At 72.0% G+C, this 15,674-nt stretch carries 11 protein-coding genes; 8 read left to right on the forward strand and 3 right to left on the reverse strand.

The window, feature by feature from the left end; all coding sequences use genetic code 11:
• Positions 1–90 precede the first annotated feature (90 nt).
• Both ACFY7C_RS16270 and ACFY7C_RS16275 read right to left on the reverse strand, forming a co-directional pair.
• Positions 91–1,278, reverse strand: a complete 1,188-nt coding sequence (locus ACFY7C_RS16270; protein WP_389650045.1) for a helix-turn-helix domain-containing protein — start codon at positions 1,276–1,278, stop codon at positions 91–93.
• 88 nt (positions 1,279–1,366) lie between these two features.
• On the reverse strand, positions 1,367–1,549 hold the full coding sequence (locus ACFY7C_RS16275) for a hypothetical protein (RefSeq protein WP_389650048.1): 183 nt from the start codon (positions 1,547–1,549) through the stop codon (positions 1,367–1,369).
• Positions 1,550–1,786: 237 nt separating this feature from the next.
• On the opposite strand from ACFY7C_RS16275, the gene ACFY7C_RS16280 reads away from it, so the two are divergent.
• The 8 genes from ACFY7C_RS16280 to ACFY7C_RS16315 all read left to right on the forward strand — a co-directional run bounded on the left by ACFY7C_RS16280 (position 1,787) and on the right by ACFY7C_RS16315 (position 12,657).
• Positions 1,787–2,743 (forward strand): DUF3068 domain-containing protein, encoded by a 957-nt coding sequence (locus ACFY7C_RS16280; RefSeq protein WP_389650051.1) that lies wholly within the window; start codon positions 1,787–1,789, stop codon positions 2,741–2,743.
• A 345-nt stretch (positions 2,744–3,088) separates the two neighbouring features.
• Positions 3,089–4,261 (forward strand): glycosyltransferase family 4 protein, encoded by a 1,173-nt coding sequence (locus ACFY7C_RS16285; protein WP_389650053.1) that lies wholly within the window; start codon positions 3,089–3,091, stop codon positions 4,259–4,261.
• A complete protein-coding gene (locus ACFY7C_RS16290) occupies positions 4,254–5,003 on the forward strand; it encodes a class I SAM-dependent methyltransferase (RefSeq protein ID WP_389650057.1) in 750 nt (249 codons plus the stop codon). Before ACFY7C_RS16285 ends, ACFY7C_RS16290 begins: the two co-directional genes overlap by 8 nt.
• A gap of 37 nt (positions 5,004–5,040) precedes the next feature.
• Positions 5,041–9,324, forward strand: a complete 4,284-nt coding sequence (locus ACFY7C_RS16295; RefSeq protein WP_389650060.1) for an alpha-(1->3)-arabinofuranosyltransferase family protein — start codon at positions 5,041–5,043, stop codon at positions 9,322–9,324.
• Positions 9,321–10,712: a condensation protein gene (locus ACFY7C_RS16300; protein WP_389650062.1), complete on the forward strand. Its 1,392-nt coding sequence runs from the start codon at positions 9,321–9,323 to the stop codon at positions 10,710–10,712. The genes ACFY7C_RS16295 and ACFY7C_RS16300 overlap by 4 nt, the downstream gene beginning before the upstream one ends.
• Positions 10,709–11,524, forward strand: a complete 816-nt coding sequence (locus ACFY7C_RS16305) for a class I SAM-dependent methyltransferase (protein ID WP_389650065.1) — start codon at positions 10,709–10,711, stop codon at positions 11,522–11,524. The genes ACFY7C_RS16300 and ACFY7C_RS16305 overlap by 4 nt, the downstream gene beginning before the upstream one ends.
• Positions 11,525–11,527: 3 nt before the next feature.
• On the forward strand, positions 11,528–12,433 hold the full coding sequence (locus ACFY7C_RS16310) for a DMT family transporter (protein WP_389650067.1): 906 nt from the start codon (positions 11,528–11,530) through the stop codon (positions 12,431–12,433).
• Positions 12,430–12,657: a Trm112 family protein gene (locus ACFY7C_RS16315; RefSeq protein ID WP_389650069.1), complete on the forward strand. Its 228-nt coding sequence runs from the start codon at positions 12,430–12,432 to the stop codon at positions 12,655–12,657. Before ACFY7C_RS16310 ends, ACFY7C_RS16315 begins: the two co-directional genes overlap by 4 nt.
• Positions 12,658–12,722: 65 nt before the next feature.
• Here ACFY7C_RS16315 and ACFY7C_RS16320 read toward each other — a convergent pair whose 3' ends face one another.
• The gene (locus ACFY7C_RS16320; protein ID WP_389650071.1) at positions 12,723–15,521 is read right to left on the reverse strand and encodes a glycoside hydrolase family 2 TIM barrel-domain containing protein; all 2,799 of its coding nucleotides are present in this window, start codon (positions 15,519–15,521) and stop codon (positions 12,723–12,725) included.
• Between the last annotated feature and the right edge of the window lie 153 nt (positions 15,522–15,674).

Here is a 15,674-nt window from a genome sequence, read left to right on the forward strand (position 1 = left end):
CGCGGATCGCGCGGCAGGACCCGGACCTCATGGCGTGCGCCAAGCGTCAGGCACGAGGTGTCGGGCGGTACGTCTGCCTCGCCCCCGGGGTCAGTCGGGCGGCGGGACGAGATCGCCGCGTAGCCGCCGGGTACGGAGCACCAGCTCCAGCTCGAAGCGGCGGTCCGGGTCGTCCAGGTCGTCACCCCACAGCTCACGGAGCTGCCGCAGCCGGTAGCGCACGGTCTGCGGGTGGACCCCCAGTCGGGCGGCCACCTCCGGGGCACCCCCGCGCGTTTCCAGCCAGGCCAGCAGCGTCTCGGCGAGGCGATGTGCGTGCGCCGGGCCACCGGACTCGTCCAGCTGCGCCAGTCTCCGCCGGGCAAGATCGTCGATCAGCTCACTCGCGGGCAGCAGTACCAGGGCTTCGACGTGCTCGCCGCAGTGCAGCAGCCGCCCTCGCGGCAACAGGCCCTGCTCGATCATCCCGACGGCGGCCTCCGCCCACCGCAGCGACGTGACGGCCTCCGCCACGGGAACCGACGGGCCGATCGCGCCGGACCAGCCGGCGACCGCCCGGTCCAGCAGCTCCGCGCGTCCGGGGGCCTCCGGGTCCGGTACGACGAGGCGTGGCCGCTCGCCCTCCATGTCGACCAGCACCTCCTCTCCCACGGCGGGGGCGACGGCCTCCGCGGCGGGGCGGAGCAGCACGGCCACCGCCACCTTCTCCGGTAGCTGCCAGCCCACGTCGGCCGCGCGGTCGGCGAGGAAGGCTGACGGATCCGAGCGGTGCTCGGCGAGCAGGAGGTCGACGAGAAGCCGTTGCAGACGCAGCCGCTCCCCGGCCTGGCGGGCGATGGCTTCGGCGTAGCCGCGTACCGACTGGGCCACCATCACGTCGAGGTACTCGAAAGCGGACTCGGCGAGCTCGTACATGGCCGAGGACGGAATCTCGGCCTGCTGGCCGATCTCCGCCATGCGCCGCCAGGAAAGGCGCACCCCCAGCCGGTAGATCCCCTGCAGGGAGTCGAGGCTGCGCCCGTGAGCGACCTCGCCGCGCCCGAAGTCCCGGAACATCTCGGGAAGTTCACTCGGCCGGTCCGAGCCCGTGGTCATCTGCTCCACGAAGAGCTCCAGCGCGTGCCGGATCGCCACCAGGGCCTTCGGCTCTCCGGACTCGTCGACGGTGAACACGAGGCCCGGGTACTCCCGCCGGATCGCGGCGAGGATGTCCTGTGCCAGTTCGGGGACCTGCTCCAGGGCCCGGTCGGCGAACTGCTGGATCCGTTCTTGTGGCACGTCGCGCCACGCTGACGAGGCTTCCAAACCACCGCTCCTGGATGTCCGTCTTCATGAGCTCGGTCAGCCGGGCCTTCACAGTCACAAACTAGCCCGCGTCGGGGTCAGGTGTGCCGGAGGGCCCTTGGGTGGGCGGGTCGGGGAATGTGACGAGCGGCACGTTCTGCTGCTCGGGTGTGGCGTCGAGAGCGGCGACGACTCCGAAGGCGGCGCCTGTGGCCAGAGTGGCGGCGGCGACGCAGGTCAGGAGGGCGGCGAGCAGTCTGGACATGAGGATGATCGGCCTCTCAGTCGATGAGGTCTGTCACCCAGCGCGCCGGCCCGGTCCGGCGCGGTCAGTATGCGAGGCGCATTGACAGGTGGTCAAGCTCCACCTAGCTTCGCCGTTCACAGCAGTGTTACTACCGGGTAAGTCGCTCGTCGCCCCGGACAGGCTGTGATCCGTGCGCGCGGCCCGCCCCGCACCGCCCTGAACTCCCGCATCTCGCGTCCGTATCGGAGTACCAGAATGCGTCGTTCAACATCACCTTTGTCCCTGATTCTGCTGGGTGCCGGTGTTTTTCTGCTGGTGTTCACCCAACTGCTCGCCTGGTACGTGGAGCCGCGCGCCAAACGCACCCCGACCGACACGGTCTCCACGACGGTCTTCGAAGGCCGGGGCAGCTACTTCGACACCGGGTCCGTTTCCACGGTGGACGACCAGACGATCACGATCACCCGTCGGGTGCTCGGGGACGTCGCCGCGGGCGAGCGCAGCGGAAACGCGATCTGGGACGTGTCGACCCAGATCGACACGCCGAAGACGCTGCCGCTTGCCGACCCGCGGAAATCCCTGCAGTGGACGACCGAACGCTGGGTGACCGACCGCCGGACGAACCTCCCGGTGCACTGCTGCGAGGAGAAGCCCGGGTTCGAGGGTGAGGCGTACCTGAAGTTCCCGTTCGACGTCGAGAAGCGTACGTACACCTGGTGGGACAGCAGTCTGGGTGCCACGGTGCCGCTGGCGTTCGACAAGGCCACGAGGATCGACGGGCACGAGGGCTACCGCTTCGTCGGTGCCGTCGAGGCCACCGCGACGGGCACCCGGCTGGTGCCCGGAGTGCTGGTGGGCAGCAAGGAGCCGGGGCAGGTCCTGGCCGAGGAGTGGTACTCCAACGCGAGGATCGAGCTGACCGTGGACCCCCGAACGGGGCGGATCATGAACGCGATGATCGCGCCGACGAAGACGCTGCGCGCCCCGGGTTCGAAGAAGGACGCGGTCACCCTGCTGTCCAGCGAGCGGCTGGAGTTCACCGAGGCGACCCGGCGTGAGCAGGTGAGGCTGGCCTCGGAGGACAGTGGCCGGCTGGAGCTGCTCGGCGAGACCGCACCCCTGGCCGGCGGGATCGCGGGAGGACTGCTGGTCGCCGCGGGCGCGGTGCTGCTGATGCGGGGCCGCCGACAGCCGCAACACTCAGAAGAGTGATGAAACAGGGTCTGTCGAACGCTTCGAACTTGTCACCGGCGTGAGTAGCCGGACGAATCGCTTGAACGAACACTGACGTTACCCCTCAGTAAGACCAGTGTTTCCCGGTGGAACGGGCCCTGACCCCAGGGTCTCCCGCCGTACTGGTGTCGGACAGGACACCCTCACATCCGGGTCCGGCACCGCAGCACCCGCAACCGCAGCACCCGCACCCTGCTGTACGCGCACCCCGCTGTACGCGCACCCCGCTGTACGCGCACACCGAGCCAGCCCAGCGCTTCATCCCGGAAGCCCGGCCGTCCCCCCACCCGCCTGCGTCCCGCAGCCCCCAGTTGGAGCACCTCTATGCCCCAGCGCGCGTCCGCCCTGGCCTCCGGCCAGAAGGACTCCCTCTCCCTTCCCGCTCACGCCCCCCAGGCGCCTCTGCCGCGCCGGATCACCTTCCTCGCCCGCCGCGACGTGGCCAACCGTGCCGCCGGCGGCTCGGAACTGCTCATCGACCGGATCGCCGACGGTCTGACCGCCGGCGGCCACGAGGTCACGCTCGTATGCGGCGGCCCCGCCGCGGCACGCGACTACCGGGTGGTCTCCGCGGGGGGTGACGCAGGTCACTTCCTGCGCGCCAGGGGGACCTTCGCCCGCGAGGTCGGCGACTGCGACCTGCTGGTCGAGGTGTGCAACGGCATGCCGTACCTCGCGCCGCTGTGGCACCGCGGACCGACCTTGTGCCTGGTCAACCACGTACACACGGATCTTTGGCAGATGCGCTACCCGGGCCCGGCGGCACGGCTCGGACGCCGGCTGGAGCACTGGGCACTGGCAGGCACGCACCGCGACAACCTGATGGTGGCCGTCTCCGAGTCCACCGCCTCCGAGCTGCGCGGCATCGGCGTGGCCGCGGACCGCATCCGGATCGTCCACAACGGCGTCGAGGACCCGGGCCCCCTGCTGCCCGAGGCGAAGGAGCCGTTGTTCCTGGCCGTCGGCCGACTGGTCGAGTACAAGCGCATCGACCTGCTCCTCAGGCTGTGGGAGCGGGTCCGCCCCGTCACCGGCGGCCGACTCGTCATCGTCGGCGACGGCCCCGAACGGGAGCGGCTCGAAGCCATGGCCGGACCCGCCGTGACGTTCGCCGGGCGGGTGTCGGAGGCCGAGAAGCACCGGCTGATGTGCGAGGCGTGGCTCCTGCTGCACCCCTCCCTCGTCGAGGGCTGGGGCCTGGTCGTCACCGAGGCGGCCGCGCGGGGCACCCCCGCGATCGGTTTCGACATCCCCGGCCTGTGCGACTCCGTCGAGGACGGGGAGACCGGGGTGCTCGCCCGGGGCGAGAGTTCGTTCGCCGCCGCGTGGTGCGCCCTGTCCCTCAGTACCGAACGGCGCGCGGCCATGGGACGTGCCGCCGCGCAGCGCGCCGCACGCTTCCGCTGGAGCGCGACGGTCCGTCAGTTCCAGGAGGTCGCCGCCGAGGCCGCGGCCCGCGCCGCCCTCCGGGGACGCGGCAGGAGCGGCCATGGCTGAGATCGCCGAACGTGGCTTCAAGGATCCGTCGCTGAGACGGTCGGCCGCCCTCTTCCGGGCGTTCATGCGCGAGCCCAGCGACCCCGAGCGGTGCTACAGCCTGCTGGCCCGCGACTCGGTCGCACAGGTGGCACGCCATGTCGACCTGCCCGGCAAGATCGTCGTCGACGTCGGCGGCGGCAGCGGCCACTTCACCGAGGAGTTCCGCCGCCGTGGCGCGCAGAGCTACCTCTTCGAGCCCGACCTGCGGGAGCTGAGCGCCCGCGGCCCGGTCACCGAGGACGCGGTGCTCGCCGACGGCTATCTGCTGCCGCTCGCCGACGGGGCGGCGGACGTCTGCTTCTCGTCCAACGTCCTTGAGCACGTGTCGGATCCGCAGACCTTCATCAGCGAGATGGCACGGGTCACCCGCCCCGGCGGACTGATCTACCTGTCGTTCACCAACTGGCTCTCCCCCTGGGGAGGTCACGAGACCGCGCCGTGGCACTACCTCGGGGCCGACCGGGCTCGCGAACGCTACGAACGGCGCACCGGCCGCCAGGCCAAGCACACGCTCGGCGAGAACCTCTTCCCCGTCCACATCGGCCCCACCCTTCGGCACGTCCGTGCCCGCGACGACGTGCAGGTCGTCACGGCGCGCTCCCGTTACTGGCCGTTCCTCGCGAGCACGATCACCCGGGTGCCGGGACTCCGCGAGATCGCCACCTGGAATCTGCTGCTGATTCTCAGGCGAAGCCCGTGAGGGCGACGCCCATGCGCATGCGAAGCGAGGAACGGTCATGACCACCATGGTCCAGGCGCCCACCTGGGTGCCGCAGCCCGGCCCGACGCCGTCGCAGGCGTCCGGCGAACCGCGCGGACGACGCCTGCTGTTCGGCTTCTGGGCCGTCGTGCTGGTGTCGTTCCTCGCGGTGTCACCGGGGAAGATGACGTTCGAGACCAAACTCGGCGTCGCCCTCGACCCCTGGCGCTTCATCGGCGACCTCGGCTCGCTGTGGAACGGCAACGTGGGCCTCGGAGGCATAGCCAACCAGTACGTCGGCTACGCCTTCCCGGCACTGCCCTACTACGCGCTCATGGACCTCCTCCAGGTGCCGGTGTGGCTGGCCGAACGGCTCTGGCTGTCGATCATCGTGACCGCCGCCTTCTGGGGCGCGCTCCGGCTCGCCGAACGGCTGCCCGTGGGGACGCCCGCGTCCCGTGTCCTCGGTGCCGTCGTCTACGCGCTCTGGCCCACCTTCACGATCGTCATCGGATCGACCTCCGCCGCCGCGCTGCCCGGCGCCCTGCTGCCCTGGGTGCTGCTGCCGCTGACCTCCGCGAAGGCGAGCCCCCGGACGGCCGCCGCGCGCTCGGCCCTGCTGATCCCCTTCATGGGCGGCGTGAACGCCGCCTCGACACTGGCGGCGCTGCTGCCCGTGGGCCTGTACCTGCTCAGCCGCCCGCCCGGCCGGCGTCGGCGGGCGCTGCTCGGCTGGTGGATACCGGGCGTCGTCCTGGCCACCGTGTGGTGGGTGGTGCCGCTGCTCCTGCTCGGCATGTACGGCGAGAACTTCATGCCGTACGTGGAGCAGGCCGACACCACCACCGCCACCATGTCCGCGACCGAGCTGCTGCGCGGCGCCGGCAACTGGGTGGCCTATCTGAACTTCGGTGAGGCCTGGCTGCCGGCCGGCTGGACCGTCGCGACCTCCGTCGTCACCGTTCTCGGTTCGGCGTGCGCCGCGGCCCTCGGCCTCGCGGGTCTGGCCCGGCGGGACCTGCCGGAGCGCCGCTGGCTGATGCTGACCGTCCTGGCCGTCGTCCTGGTCGCGCTCGCCGGGTACGGCGGAGCCTTCGGCGGTCCGCTACACGGTGTCGTCCAGGGCTGGCTGGACGGGCCGCTGAAGCCGTTCCGCAACATCTACAAGTTCCAGCCGGGCCTTGCCCTCGCGCTCGCCCTCGGACTGGCCCATCTGACCGCCGTGCTGTCCGAGAGCCGGGGGTCCCACGCACTGCGCGGTCGCCGCTGGGTACCCGCGACCGTGGCCGTACTCGTCCTGCCGGGTCTGGCGCTGCCGTACGTCAACGGCTCGATCCTGCAGCCCGGGGCGTTCACCAGACTTCCCACCCACTGGGACAAGGCCGCCGACTGGCTCGAGGACAACGCCCCGAACAGCCGGGCACTGGTCGTACCGGCGACGGCGCACGGCATCTACACCTGGGGATCCCCCATCGACCAGCCCTTCGACGTCCTGGCCGAGACCCCTTGGGCGCAGCGTGACTTCGTCCCCTTCGGTACTCCCGGCGCACGCCGTATGACGGACGCCGTCGAGCAGGCGCTGCTGTCGGGCTCCGAGGTTCCGGGCCTCCAGGCGTACCTGGCACGGGCCGGCATGCACGAGGTGGTCGTCCGCAACGACCTCGACCCCGACCAGATCGGCTACGTCCCGCCGCAGACGGTGAAGCGGACCCTGGAGTCGTCCGGCTACCGCAAGGTCACCGGGTTCGGCCCGCTGGTGACCGGTGGACGCATCGCCGCCGACACCCCGCTCCAGGTGCAGGGGCTCTACCCGCGGCTCCAGGCCGTGGAGATCTACGAACCGCGGGACCGCGACGCGCGGCCCGACAGGGTCGGTCTCTCGGCCGTGGCCGACACGGCCGTGGTCAGTGGCGGGCCCGAGGCGCTGCTCCAGCTGTCCGCCGATCCCTCGATGACCGACCGGCCGGCCGTACTGGCCGGCGACAGGCTTCCCGAGGGCCTCGTCGCACCGGTGAAGGCGGTCGCGGACGGGCTGCGTCGAGCCGACACCCGGTTCGGCCTGGTCAACAACAACACCTCGTACACGTACACCGCGAACGAGCGCAATCACTCCGGCAGCCTGCAGAACCCGGGTGAGCAGCCCAAGCAGATCCTGCCGGCGGAGGGCACCGATCATCAGACGACGGCGGTGCTGCGCGGCGCCGAGGCCGTGACGGCCTCCAGCAGTGGGAACTGGCTGTTCCACCTGCCGCAGTACGACCCGGTGAACGCCTTCGACGGCAACCCGGACACCGCGTGGGCCGAGGGCAGCCCGGGTGAGCCGGCCGGACAGTGGCTCAGGGTGGAGTTCTCCCGGCCGACCGCCGTGCCCGCCTCCCTCCGACTCACGCCCCTGCCGGGCGACGCGATGCGCGCGGCGCCCACGGCGGTGCGGATCGAGACCGACCGTGGTTCGGCCGACAGCCCCCTCCAGACGAACGGCCTGCCGCAGACCGTCAAGGCTCCTGCCGGCGAGGCCTCCTGGATGAAGATCACCATCGTCGGCGCGCAGCAGGCGCGCCCGGGCCTCTCCGGGGCCGGATTCTCCGAGGTGTCGATCCCGAACGTGCAGGTGACGCGCATGCTGGCGCTGCCTGCCGACGCCGAGCGCACCGACGCGGCGGCGAGCGTGTACTCCCTCCGCCGCGGCACCGACGCCGGCGGCCTGTCGCCCGTATCGGCCGAGGTGGGACTGCACCGGCGGTTCAGCACCGGGGAACCGGGCGAGTACGAGGTGTCGGCGCGAGCCGTCGCCGTGCCCGGAGCGGCGCTGGACGAACTGCTCGACCGTTCCGCCCCCGGATCGAAGAACCGGGTGACGGCCAGGGTGGACTCCATCAGCCCCAACGGCGCACAACTCAGCGCTCGCAACCTGGTCGACGGTGATCTGACGACCGCGTGGATAGCGGGCGACCGGCCCGTCGTCCACTTGAGCTGGCCCAGGAAGAGGAAGGTCGACGAGATCATCCTCGCGCCGGCGGGCGGGGTGTCCACCCGGCCCGAGCAGGTCATGATCAGCTCCCCGCACGGCGCCGCGGTGGCCGACGTCGACGAGAACGGACGGGTCCGCTTCCCGGCGATCGACACGAACCGGCTGGACATCACCATCAGCAGGGTCGCCCCGCTCACCGTCCACAACCCGGTGGCGAACGCGCAGTTGCAGCTGCCGGTCGGGCTGAGCGAGGTACACGTTCCGGCGCTCGCCGACCTGCGGGTGCCGCGGGCGAAGCCGTCCGCGCGCTTCTCGCTGCCGTGCGGTCAGGGCCCGGACCTCGCTGTGGGCGGTGTCCTGCACAAGACGAAGGCCTCCGGACTCGTCCGGGACCTCACCGAGCGGCGCCCCGTCACCGTCGCCCTCTGCGCGGGGGAGGAGAAGGACGGCACCCTGGAACTTCCGCCCGGCGATCACGAGGTGGAGGCGGGTGACGCGGGCCCGCTGGCGATCACCGACGTCACGCTGACCCGGGGCACTCCGCGGGAACTGGCCGGAGCGGCGGGTCGCGAGGCCACCGTCACCCGGTGGACCGACGACAGCCGGACCGTCTCGGTGTCGGCCGGCTCGGGCGAGGCCACGTACCTGCGGACCTACGAGAACGCCAACGACGGCTGGAAGGCCACCCTGGACGGCAAGGAGCTGAAGCCGGTACGCCTCGACGGATGGCAGCAGGCCTGGGTGATCCCGGCCGGCGCGTCCGGCACGGTGACCATGGAGTTCGAGCCCTCCGGTCCGTACCGGACAGCCCTGATCGGCGGTGCGTTCGCGCTCCTCGCCCTCGTCGTCCTGGCCTTCGTGGGCCGTCGGCGCCACGAGGGTGGGACCGGCGAGGAGCTGCCCGAACCGTCGCCCCCGGGGATGCTGCTCGGTGTGTTCGTGCTGACCGCGGTCGTCGCGGTGGCGGCGGGGCCACTGGCCCTGATCGTGCCCGTACTCGCCGTGGCGGCACGGTTCCGGCCGGGCGTGCTGGTGCCGACCGCGGCGGCGGCGATGGCCGGAGCGGGCCTGGTCGCGGCCTTCGGCGCCGGAGAGCCGGTCGCCACGGGGGCGGGCTCGTTCAGCGCCTTGGCGCAGGTGCTCGCGCTGGTGGCCCTGTCCGCCGCACTGGTGACGGCGGTACGGCCGACGTCGATGGCCGCCGGGCGTGGGCATGGCGACGGGCATGACGACGACGATTCCGACGCACCGGAAGCCGGACGGGTGGTCACGGCCAGGCCGCGCAGCATGGGCGACGGGCACCGTCCCGGGCCGCCCCTTCGGCGACCGGAAGGCGGTGGCCCCTCGTGAGCGAGCCATGGACCGCGCCCACTCCCGGCAGGGTCCGGATTCCCTTCCCGACCGTCGACGAGGTGTCGCGGCACTGCCTCAGCGACGACGAACCGGAGAGCGTGCACATCGAGGTCCACCTGCCCGGACGGGTTGACCAGGCACGGCTGCGGGCCGCGTTCCGGCGGGCGCTGCTGACGCACCCCAGGGTGCTGATGCGGGAGGTGCCCGGCCGTCGGCACCGGCGGTCCTTCGCGTGGGAGCTGACCGGCGAACCGGACAGCGACCCCGTGAGCTTCGCGGGCCGGGGGCCCGTCGCGTTGGCCAGGGCCAGGGACCGCGCCCTGAGCGCATGTCCGCCACTCACCCTGTCGCCGCCGATGCGCCTGGAAGTCGTCGAGGCCGACAGCGGGACCGTGCTGCTGCTGACGATGCATCACACGGCACTCGACGCGCCGTCGGGGCTGCGGGTGCTCGCCACGACCGCCGAACAGTACGGCGGCGCGGACGCCCTCCCCGTCACCGGGCGGGTCCGGCCGGGGCGCTCGGGTCCGGCTCCGAGCGGGACCGGCCGCGCCGTACGTGCGCGCCCCGTACGCGTCGCACCGGACTCCCGCCCCGAGGCGGTACGTGCCCGCGCCGTGGGCAACGGCATGCTGCAGGCGGACCTGCCCGTTCCGCGGCGTGCGGCGCGGACCGGAGCCCATCCTTCCTGGACCGTCAACGACCAACTCCTGGTCGCCGCATCACTGATGGTGGGCCGCTGGAACGTCTCGCAGGGCCGGCCGGCCGGTCCGGTACGGATCACGATGCCCGTCGACGACCGGCCGCGCGGCACGGAGATGCCGATGGGCAACGGAACCCGGCTCGTCGAGGTGGCCATGACCTCCGAGGACCCGCGCGACGAGGACCTGCTGCTCGGTGAGCGGCCGGACCCGGCGGCCGTGGCCCGGCTGCTGCGCAGCACCGCTCGGCGCACCCGCGCGCTGAAGTCGGCCCAGGGCGCCCCCATGGGCGCCGGGGCGAGTCTGCTGACCGCACCGCTGCTCCCGGTCGGCATCCGGGGCGTGCTCACCCGTGGCGCACGGCGGGCGGCGGCGCCCTGGGCGTCGACGGCACTGGTCACCAACATCGGACGCGTGCCGTACGCGCTGGACTTCGGCGACGCCGGCCGGGCGACGGCCGTGTGGTTCTCCGCACCGGCGCGGATGCCGCGCGGGCTGAGCCTGGCGGCGGCTTCCACCGGCGGGCGACTGCATGTGACGCTGCGCTGGTCGCGGGCGCTGCTCGGCGACGCGGCCGGTGCGGACCTGGTGGGCCTGTTCGAGGAGTGCCTTTTGACGACGTCGCTCACCCCGTCCGGAGCGCACGTCCCTCCCACCCAGGACCACCCCACGAGGCCGTCATGACCCTCTCCACCAGCGGCTCCACAGAAAGCGGGACGTCACCCGAGGCGGCGGTGACTCCGGCCGAGGCGGCGGTGACTTCGCCGAGCCGGCCGGTTCCCGGGCTGCGGGACTTCTACGAGAACCCCACCGTTCCCGTCGCCTCCGGGGAAGCCCGCACGCTGCGCCAGGCCCGGATGCTGGCCGATGCGCTCGGGCCCGTCGGGCCCGGCCGCCCGGCCGCGACCGTGCTCGACGTCGGCTGCGGGGACGGCTCGGCGGGCGCGACCGCCGCCCGCGTCCTGGCCGGGCACCGCATCGTGGGGATCGACTGGTCGCAGGACGCGCTGCGCCGGGCGGCGCCGCGCCTGAGCCAGGTCGTCCGCGGCGAGCTGACCGGCAGTGGATTGCCGTTCGCCTCCGGCAGTGCCGACGCCGTGCTGTTCAGCGAGGTCGTCGAGCACCTCGTCGACCCCGACAGTGCCCTCGACGAACTGCGCAGGGTGCTGCGACGCGGTGGGCATCTGATGCTCTCGACGCCGAACCTCGCCGCCTGGTACAACCGCGCTCTGCTGCTCGCCGGAGTCCAGCCGGTGTTCTCCGAGGTGAGTCTGCGCCGCATCCACGGCAGACCGGGCAGCGAGGTGGTGGGCCATCTGCGGCTGTACACGGCACGCGCGCTGCGCGCGTTCGTGGCGGCGTCCGGGTTCGAGGTGGTGGCGGTCGCCGGTGCGCCGTTCCACGGAGTGCCGCGCCCGCTCCGCCCGCTGGACCGCCTGGCCTGCGGGGTGCCGTCCCTCGCCTCCATCCTCCTCGTGCATGCGAGAAAGGTGTAGCCCGTGGTGTGGGGTGTGGCCGCCGCGCTGGTGGCGAACGTCCTGTACAGCACCGGCTTCGTCCTGGAGAAGCGGGCGCTCGCCGGCATGCCGCCGCTGAGCGCCGCACAGCCGGGCCGGGCCCTGATCCTGCTGGCCCGCAGGCCCCTGTGGATCTGTGGGGCCATGGCGCTGGCCCTGGGGTTCGCCGCGCAGCTGGCCGTCTACCGCACACTGCCGATCGCCGCCGCCCAAGGCCTGTTCCTGTCCGGGCTCGTCCTCCTGCTGGTGCTCTCGTCGGTGGTGCTCGGCGAGCGCCCCTCCGGCCGTGAGCGACGCGCGGTGGCCGTCATCGGTCTGGCGCTGGTGATGGTGGTGGCCTCGCTGTACGGGACCAGCGAGGAGATCAGCCGCAGCGCGCCCACGGGCATCCTGCTGGTCCTGTGCGTGCCGACCCTCGCGGCCGGGCTGCTGCTCTACTCGGCCGCGGAGCGGCGCGCCCGCCGGCGCCATCGGCAGCCGACCACAGGAGTGGCCTACGCGGTCGCGGTCGGTCTGATCTACGGCGTCAGCTCGCTCGCCATCAAGGGCGTCTCGGGCCGTCTGGACACCTCGGACCTCCTGGGCTCCGTGCCCGCCCTGCTCGCCTCCCCGTACCCGTACCTCCTCCTGCTGACAGGGGTCAGCGGACTGGTGCTGTCGCAGACCGCGCTCCAGCGCTGCCGGGCCTCACTGATCGTTCCGGTGTGCTCGACGGTGACCTGCGTGTTCACCATCGTGAGCGGCACGATCGCGTTCGCCGAGCCGCTGCCCGAGGACTCGTTGCGGCTGTTACTGCGTCTCGGCGGCACCGTGCTCGCACTGACGGTCCTGCTCACCCTGCCACGACACGACGCGGACACCCCCACTTCCGAAGGAACCCGGCCATGAAGCCTGACAACCCGCTGCTGAAGATCCTCGCCTGCCCGCTCGACAAGGGGCCGCTGATCCTCGACGAGATCGGGGGCGCTCTCTACAACCCGCGCCTGCGCCGCCGCTATCCGATCGTCGACGGCATTCCGCAACTGCTCCCTTCCTCCGGAGTGCCGGACACCGAGGACGAACCGGCCGCCGGCGAGGAGCACGACGCCTCAGCCGGCCGGGACCGCGCTTAGGTCCCGACGGGCCGGCACGGGAAAGCCGGTCCCGATCGGGGCACTCGTCGGTGCGAGGGGAGGTGCTACTGCGAGAACCAGAAGTACAGGGTTCGGCCGTAGTCGCCCGTCGCCGTGGTGGGGGCGCCGCTGGGGCCGAGCGCGGCCGGCGGGTCGAACTTGGTGCCGATCGCCGGGATGGCGTCGAGGAACGACAGATCTCCCTTCGGGAAGGGCGGCGCGGTGTGGCGGGGGTCGGGCCCGAACCGGGGGGTGAAGAGACGCAGGTAGAGGTCCTCGTCCTCGGAGACGACCGTGATGCGTCCGGCCGTGGTGTGCAGGGACGCCCAGCGGACGTCGGCGTGGTAGCCCTTGAACTCCGGGTACTCCCAGCCGTCGGCCCCGGTCGCGGTGTCGTTGTACTGCTTCGTCCAGACGTCCGTCGCGACGCCGCGCAGCCGGTTCTTCCATACCCTGTGAGGTCCGTGGCCGAGCCATGTCACGCCGGTCACCTGCGGTTCGGGATGGTCGAAGCCGACGCCGAAGAAGTCGTGGTCGCCGGTGAGGTGGTAGCGGTAGTCCAGCTGCAGCCAGCCGCTGGGGTGCAGACGCCACCGGACGTGGCGCAGGACGCCGGAGTACTCGGCCTCCACCGTGTAGCCGTGGCCGTCGGGCCCGTGTGCCAGGCGCACGAGGTCGGCCGTTCCGGTGGTGGGCAGCGGCCCGCGGGACAGCGCGAAGTCCCTCCCCCGGTGGGTGACGCCGGCCAGCATGCCCGTCGTGGCGTCGAGCGTGACCGTGGTGTGGCGGGATGTGAGGGTGAGCCTGTCGTCCGCGAGCCGGCCGCGTACGGCCGGCCCCGGTCCCGTCCGTACCAGCCGTCGGGCCTGCTCGGCGGCGGGTCTGAGGAGCCAGGTCCAGCTGCGGATCTCGCGGCCGTCGGCGTCGGTGACGGTGAGCGCCACGGCGTCGGCGCGTCGCCAGCCGGACGGCAGGGGCAGGCGCAGCACTCCTCGCGCGCCGGGCCCGATGTCCGGAGCGGACGCGGTACCTTCGGCGCGCACCGTGTGGCCGTCCCGCCGCTGCGCCGGGGTGCGGAAGTCCACAAGCCGCCAAGTGAACCGGCACATAAGGGTGTTGGTGAAGGCGTAGTGGTTGGTGAGGTGGATCCGCCCGTCAAAGTCGTCCGGCAGGCCGGAGGCGAACCGCTCCGGCTCGGCGAGTTGCACGGGCGACCAGATGTCCTTGATCGTGTAGAAGCTGGCCTCCTTCTCACGGAAGGGGCCGAGGATGCCGTCGGGTGCGGCGTTGCCCGCCACATCGATCCTGCCGCCGAGGTCGTCCCGCACGATGCCCTCGTCGATCAGCGACCACAGGAAGCCTCCGGCGGAGAGCCGTTCACGGCCCATCAGCTTCCAGTAGTCGTCGAGCCCTGACCCGGCGCCGCCGTCGTAGAGGCCGTGGAGGAACTCGGTGGGCATGAAGACGTCCCCCCGTTCCTGGAGGATGCGGCGTGTGCTGTCGTACGTCTCGTAGTGGTCGGTGTTGATGCCGCCGAAGTTCGCCCAGGGGTGGAGAACGGCGCGCCGCTGGGGGTCGTGGCGGGCGTAGTCGGCGTCGAGGGCGGTGTTCCAGCCGCCTTCGTTGCCGTTGCACCAGAACAGGATCGACGGGTGGTTGACGTCACGGGTGACCGTCGAGGCGACGAGGGGTCTGCCCGCCGCCTCGTCGTACGACTTCTGCCAGCCGGCCAGTTCGTCGAGCACGTAGAGCCCGAGTTCGTCGGCGAGGTCGAGGAAGTGCGTGTCCGGCGGGTAGTGGGACATCCGGACCGCGTTCATGTTCATCTCCCGCATCAGGAGGATGTCCTTGCGGCTGATGCGCGCGCTGGTGGCCCGGCCGGAGGTGGGCCAGATGGTGTGCCGGTTGGCTCCCTTGAGGATGACCTTGACGCCGTTGACGTACACGCCGTCGCCGGGGCGCACCTCGACGGTGCGGAAGCCGAATCTCTCGTCGACGCGGTGAACGGTGCGGTCGTCGGCGGAGCGGAGTGCGACCTCGACGCGGTAGAGGTGCGGGGTCTCCGCCGTCCACGGACGGGGGGCGTCGACAGCGGTCCTGAGGGTGACCGTCGTGTCGCCGGGAGCGACGGCCGCGGTGAACGGGGCGCCGACCGGGCGCCCGGAGAGGTCGGTGACCCGGGCGACGAGGCGGCCGGCGGATCCGGTACCCGACAGGTGGGCGTCGATCCGCAGCGTGCCGTCGGCGCGAGCGTCGACGGCGATGCGCTCGATGTGCCGGTGCGGGAACGCCTCCAGGTGGACGGGGCGGTAGAGGCCGCCGAAGTTCCAGTAGTCGCCGAGGCGTTCGGCCCGGTTGACGGAGTCGTCGGTGGACTCCTTGCTGACGGTCACCTCCAGGAGGTTGTCCTGGCCCGGACGCAGCTTGCCCGTCACCTCGTACCGGAACCGGTAGAAGCCGCCGCGGTGGACGGGACCGGTCGGCTCGCCGTTGATCCACGCCTCGGTGTCGGTCATCGATCCCTCGAAGACGAGGAAGACGCGCCTGTCCCGCCAGTGGGCGGGCGGCGTGAAGGTGTGCCGGTAGCGCCCCTTCTCCTCCGGGCGCAGGTTCCACCCGTAGTTGTAGGTGCCGTATCCGTGGAACTCCCAGTTGGACGGGACCGGGATGCTGCCCCAACTGCCGCCGCGCCGCCCGCTGGTGCACAGGAAGCCCCAGTCGACCGGGTGGTCGGCGTCCTCACCGGACAGGTACAGGCGCTCGGTGCGCGTGGAAGCGTCCGTTCGGCGGGCCGTCCCCGCCTCGGTGGCCCGGGCCGAGTCCGTGGGAAGGCCTCCGGCGAGGGCCGCGCCGGCCGCACCCAAGATCAGAACACCACGGCGTGACAATTGCATGACATCCCCAGCTTTCGGAAACCATCGGGAGGGAACGGCGGGGAGGTGCGCGTCGTCGATGGTTCCGGGTCGGCATACGGTCATCGAAGTACTCGCGTCGGCAACCCGCAGATCGGAGCAGGC

The sequence above is a fragment of the Streptomyces sp. NPDC012769 genome (assembly GCF_042901205.1).
Taxonomy (GTDB): Bacteria; Actinomycetota; Actinomycetes; order Streptomycetales; family Streptomycetaceae; genus Streptomyces.

Excerpts from the sequence above, each read along its gene's own strand:
- ACFY7C_RS16280 (WP_389650051.1), top strand. The coding sequence starts at position 1,787 with ATGCGTCGTTCAACATCACCTTTGTCCCTGATTCTGCTGGGTGCCGGT.
- ACFY7C_RS16295 (WP_389650060.1), top strand. The coding sequence starts at position 5,041 with ATGACCACCATGGTCCAGGCGCCCACCTGGGTGCCGCAGCCCGGCCCG.
- ACFY7C_RS16290 (WP_389650057.1), top strand. The coding sequence starts at position 4,254 with ATGGCTGAGATCGCCGAACGTGGCTTCAAGGATCCGTCGCTGAGACGG.
- ACFY7C_RS16305 (WP_389650065.1), top strand. The coding sequence starts at position 10,709 with ATGACCCTCTCCACCAGCGGCTCCACAGAAAGCGGGACGTCACCCGAG.
- ACFY7C_RS16315 (WP_389650069.1), top strand. The coding sequence starts at position 12,430 with ATGAAGCCTGACAACCCGCTGCTGAAGATCCTCGCCTGCCCGCTCGAC.
- ACFY7C_RS16285 (WP_389650053.1), top strand. The coding sequence starts at position 3,089 with ATGCCCCAGCGCGCGTCCGCCCTGGCCTCCGGCCAGAAGGACTCCCTC.
- ACFY7C_RS16275 (WP_389650048.1), bottom strand. The coding sequence starts at position 1,549 with ATGTCCAGACTGCTCGCCGCCCTCCTGACCTGCGTCGCCGCCGCCACT.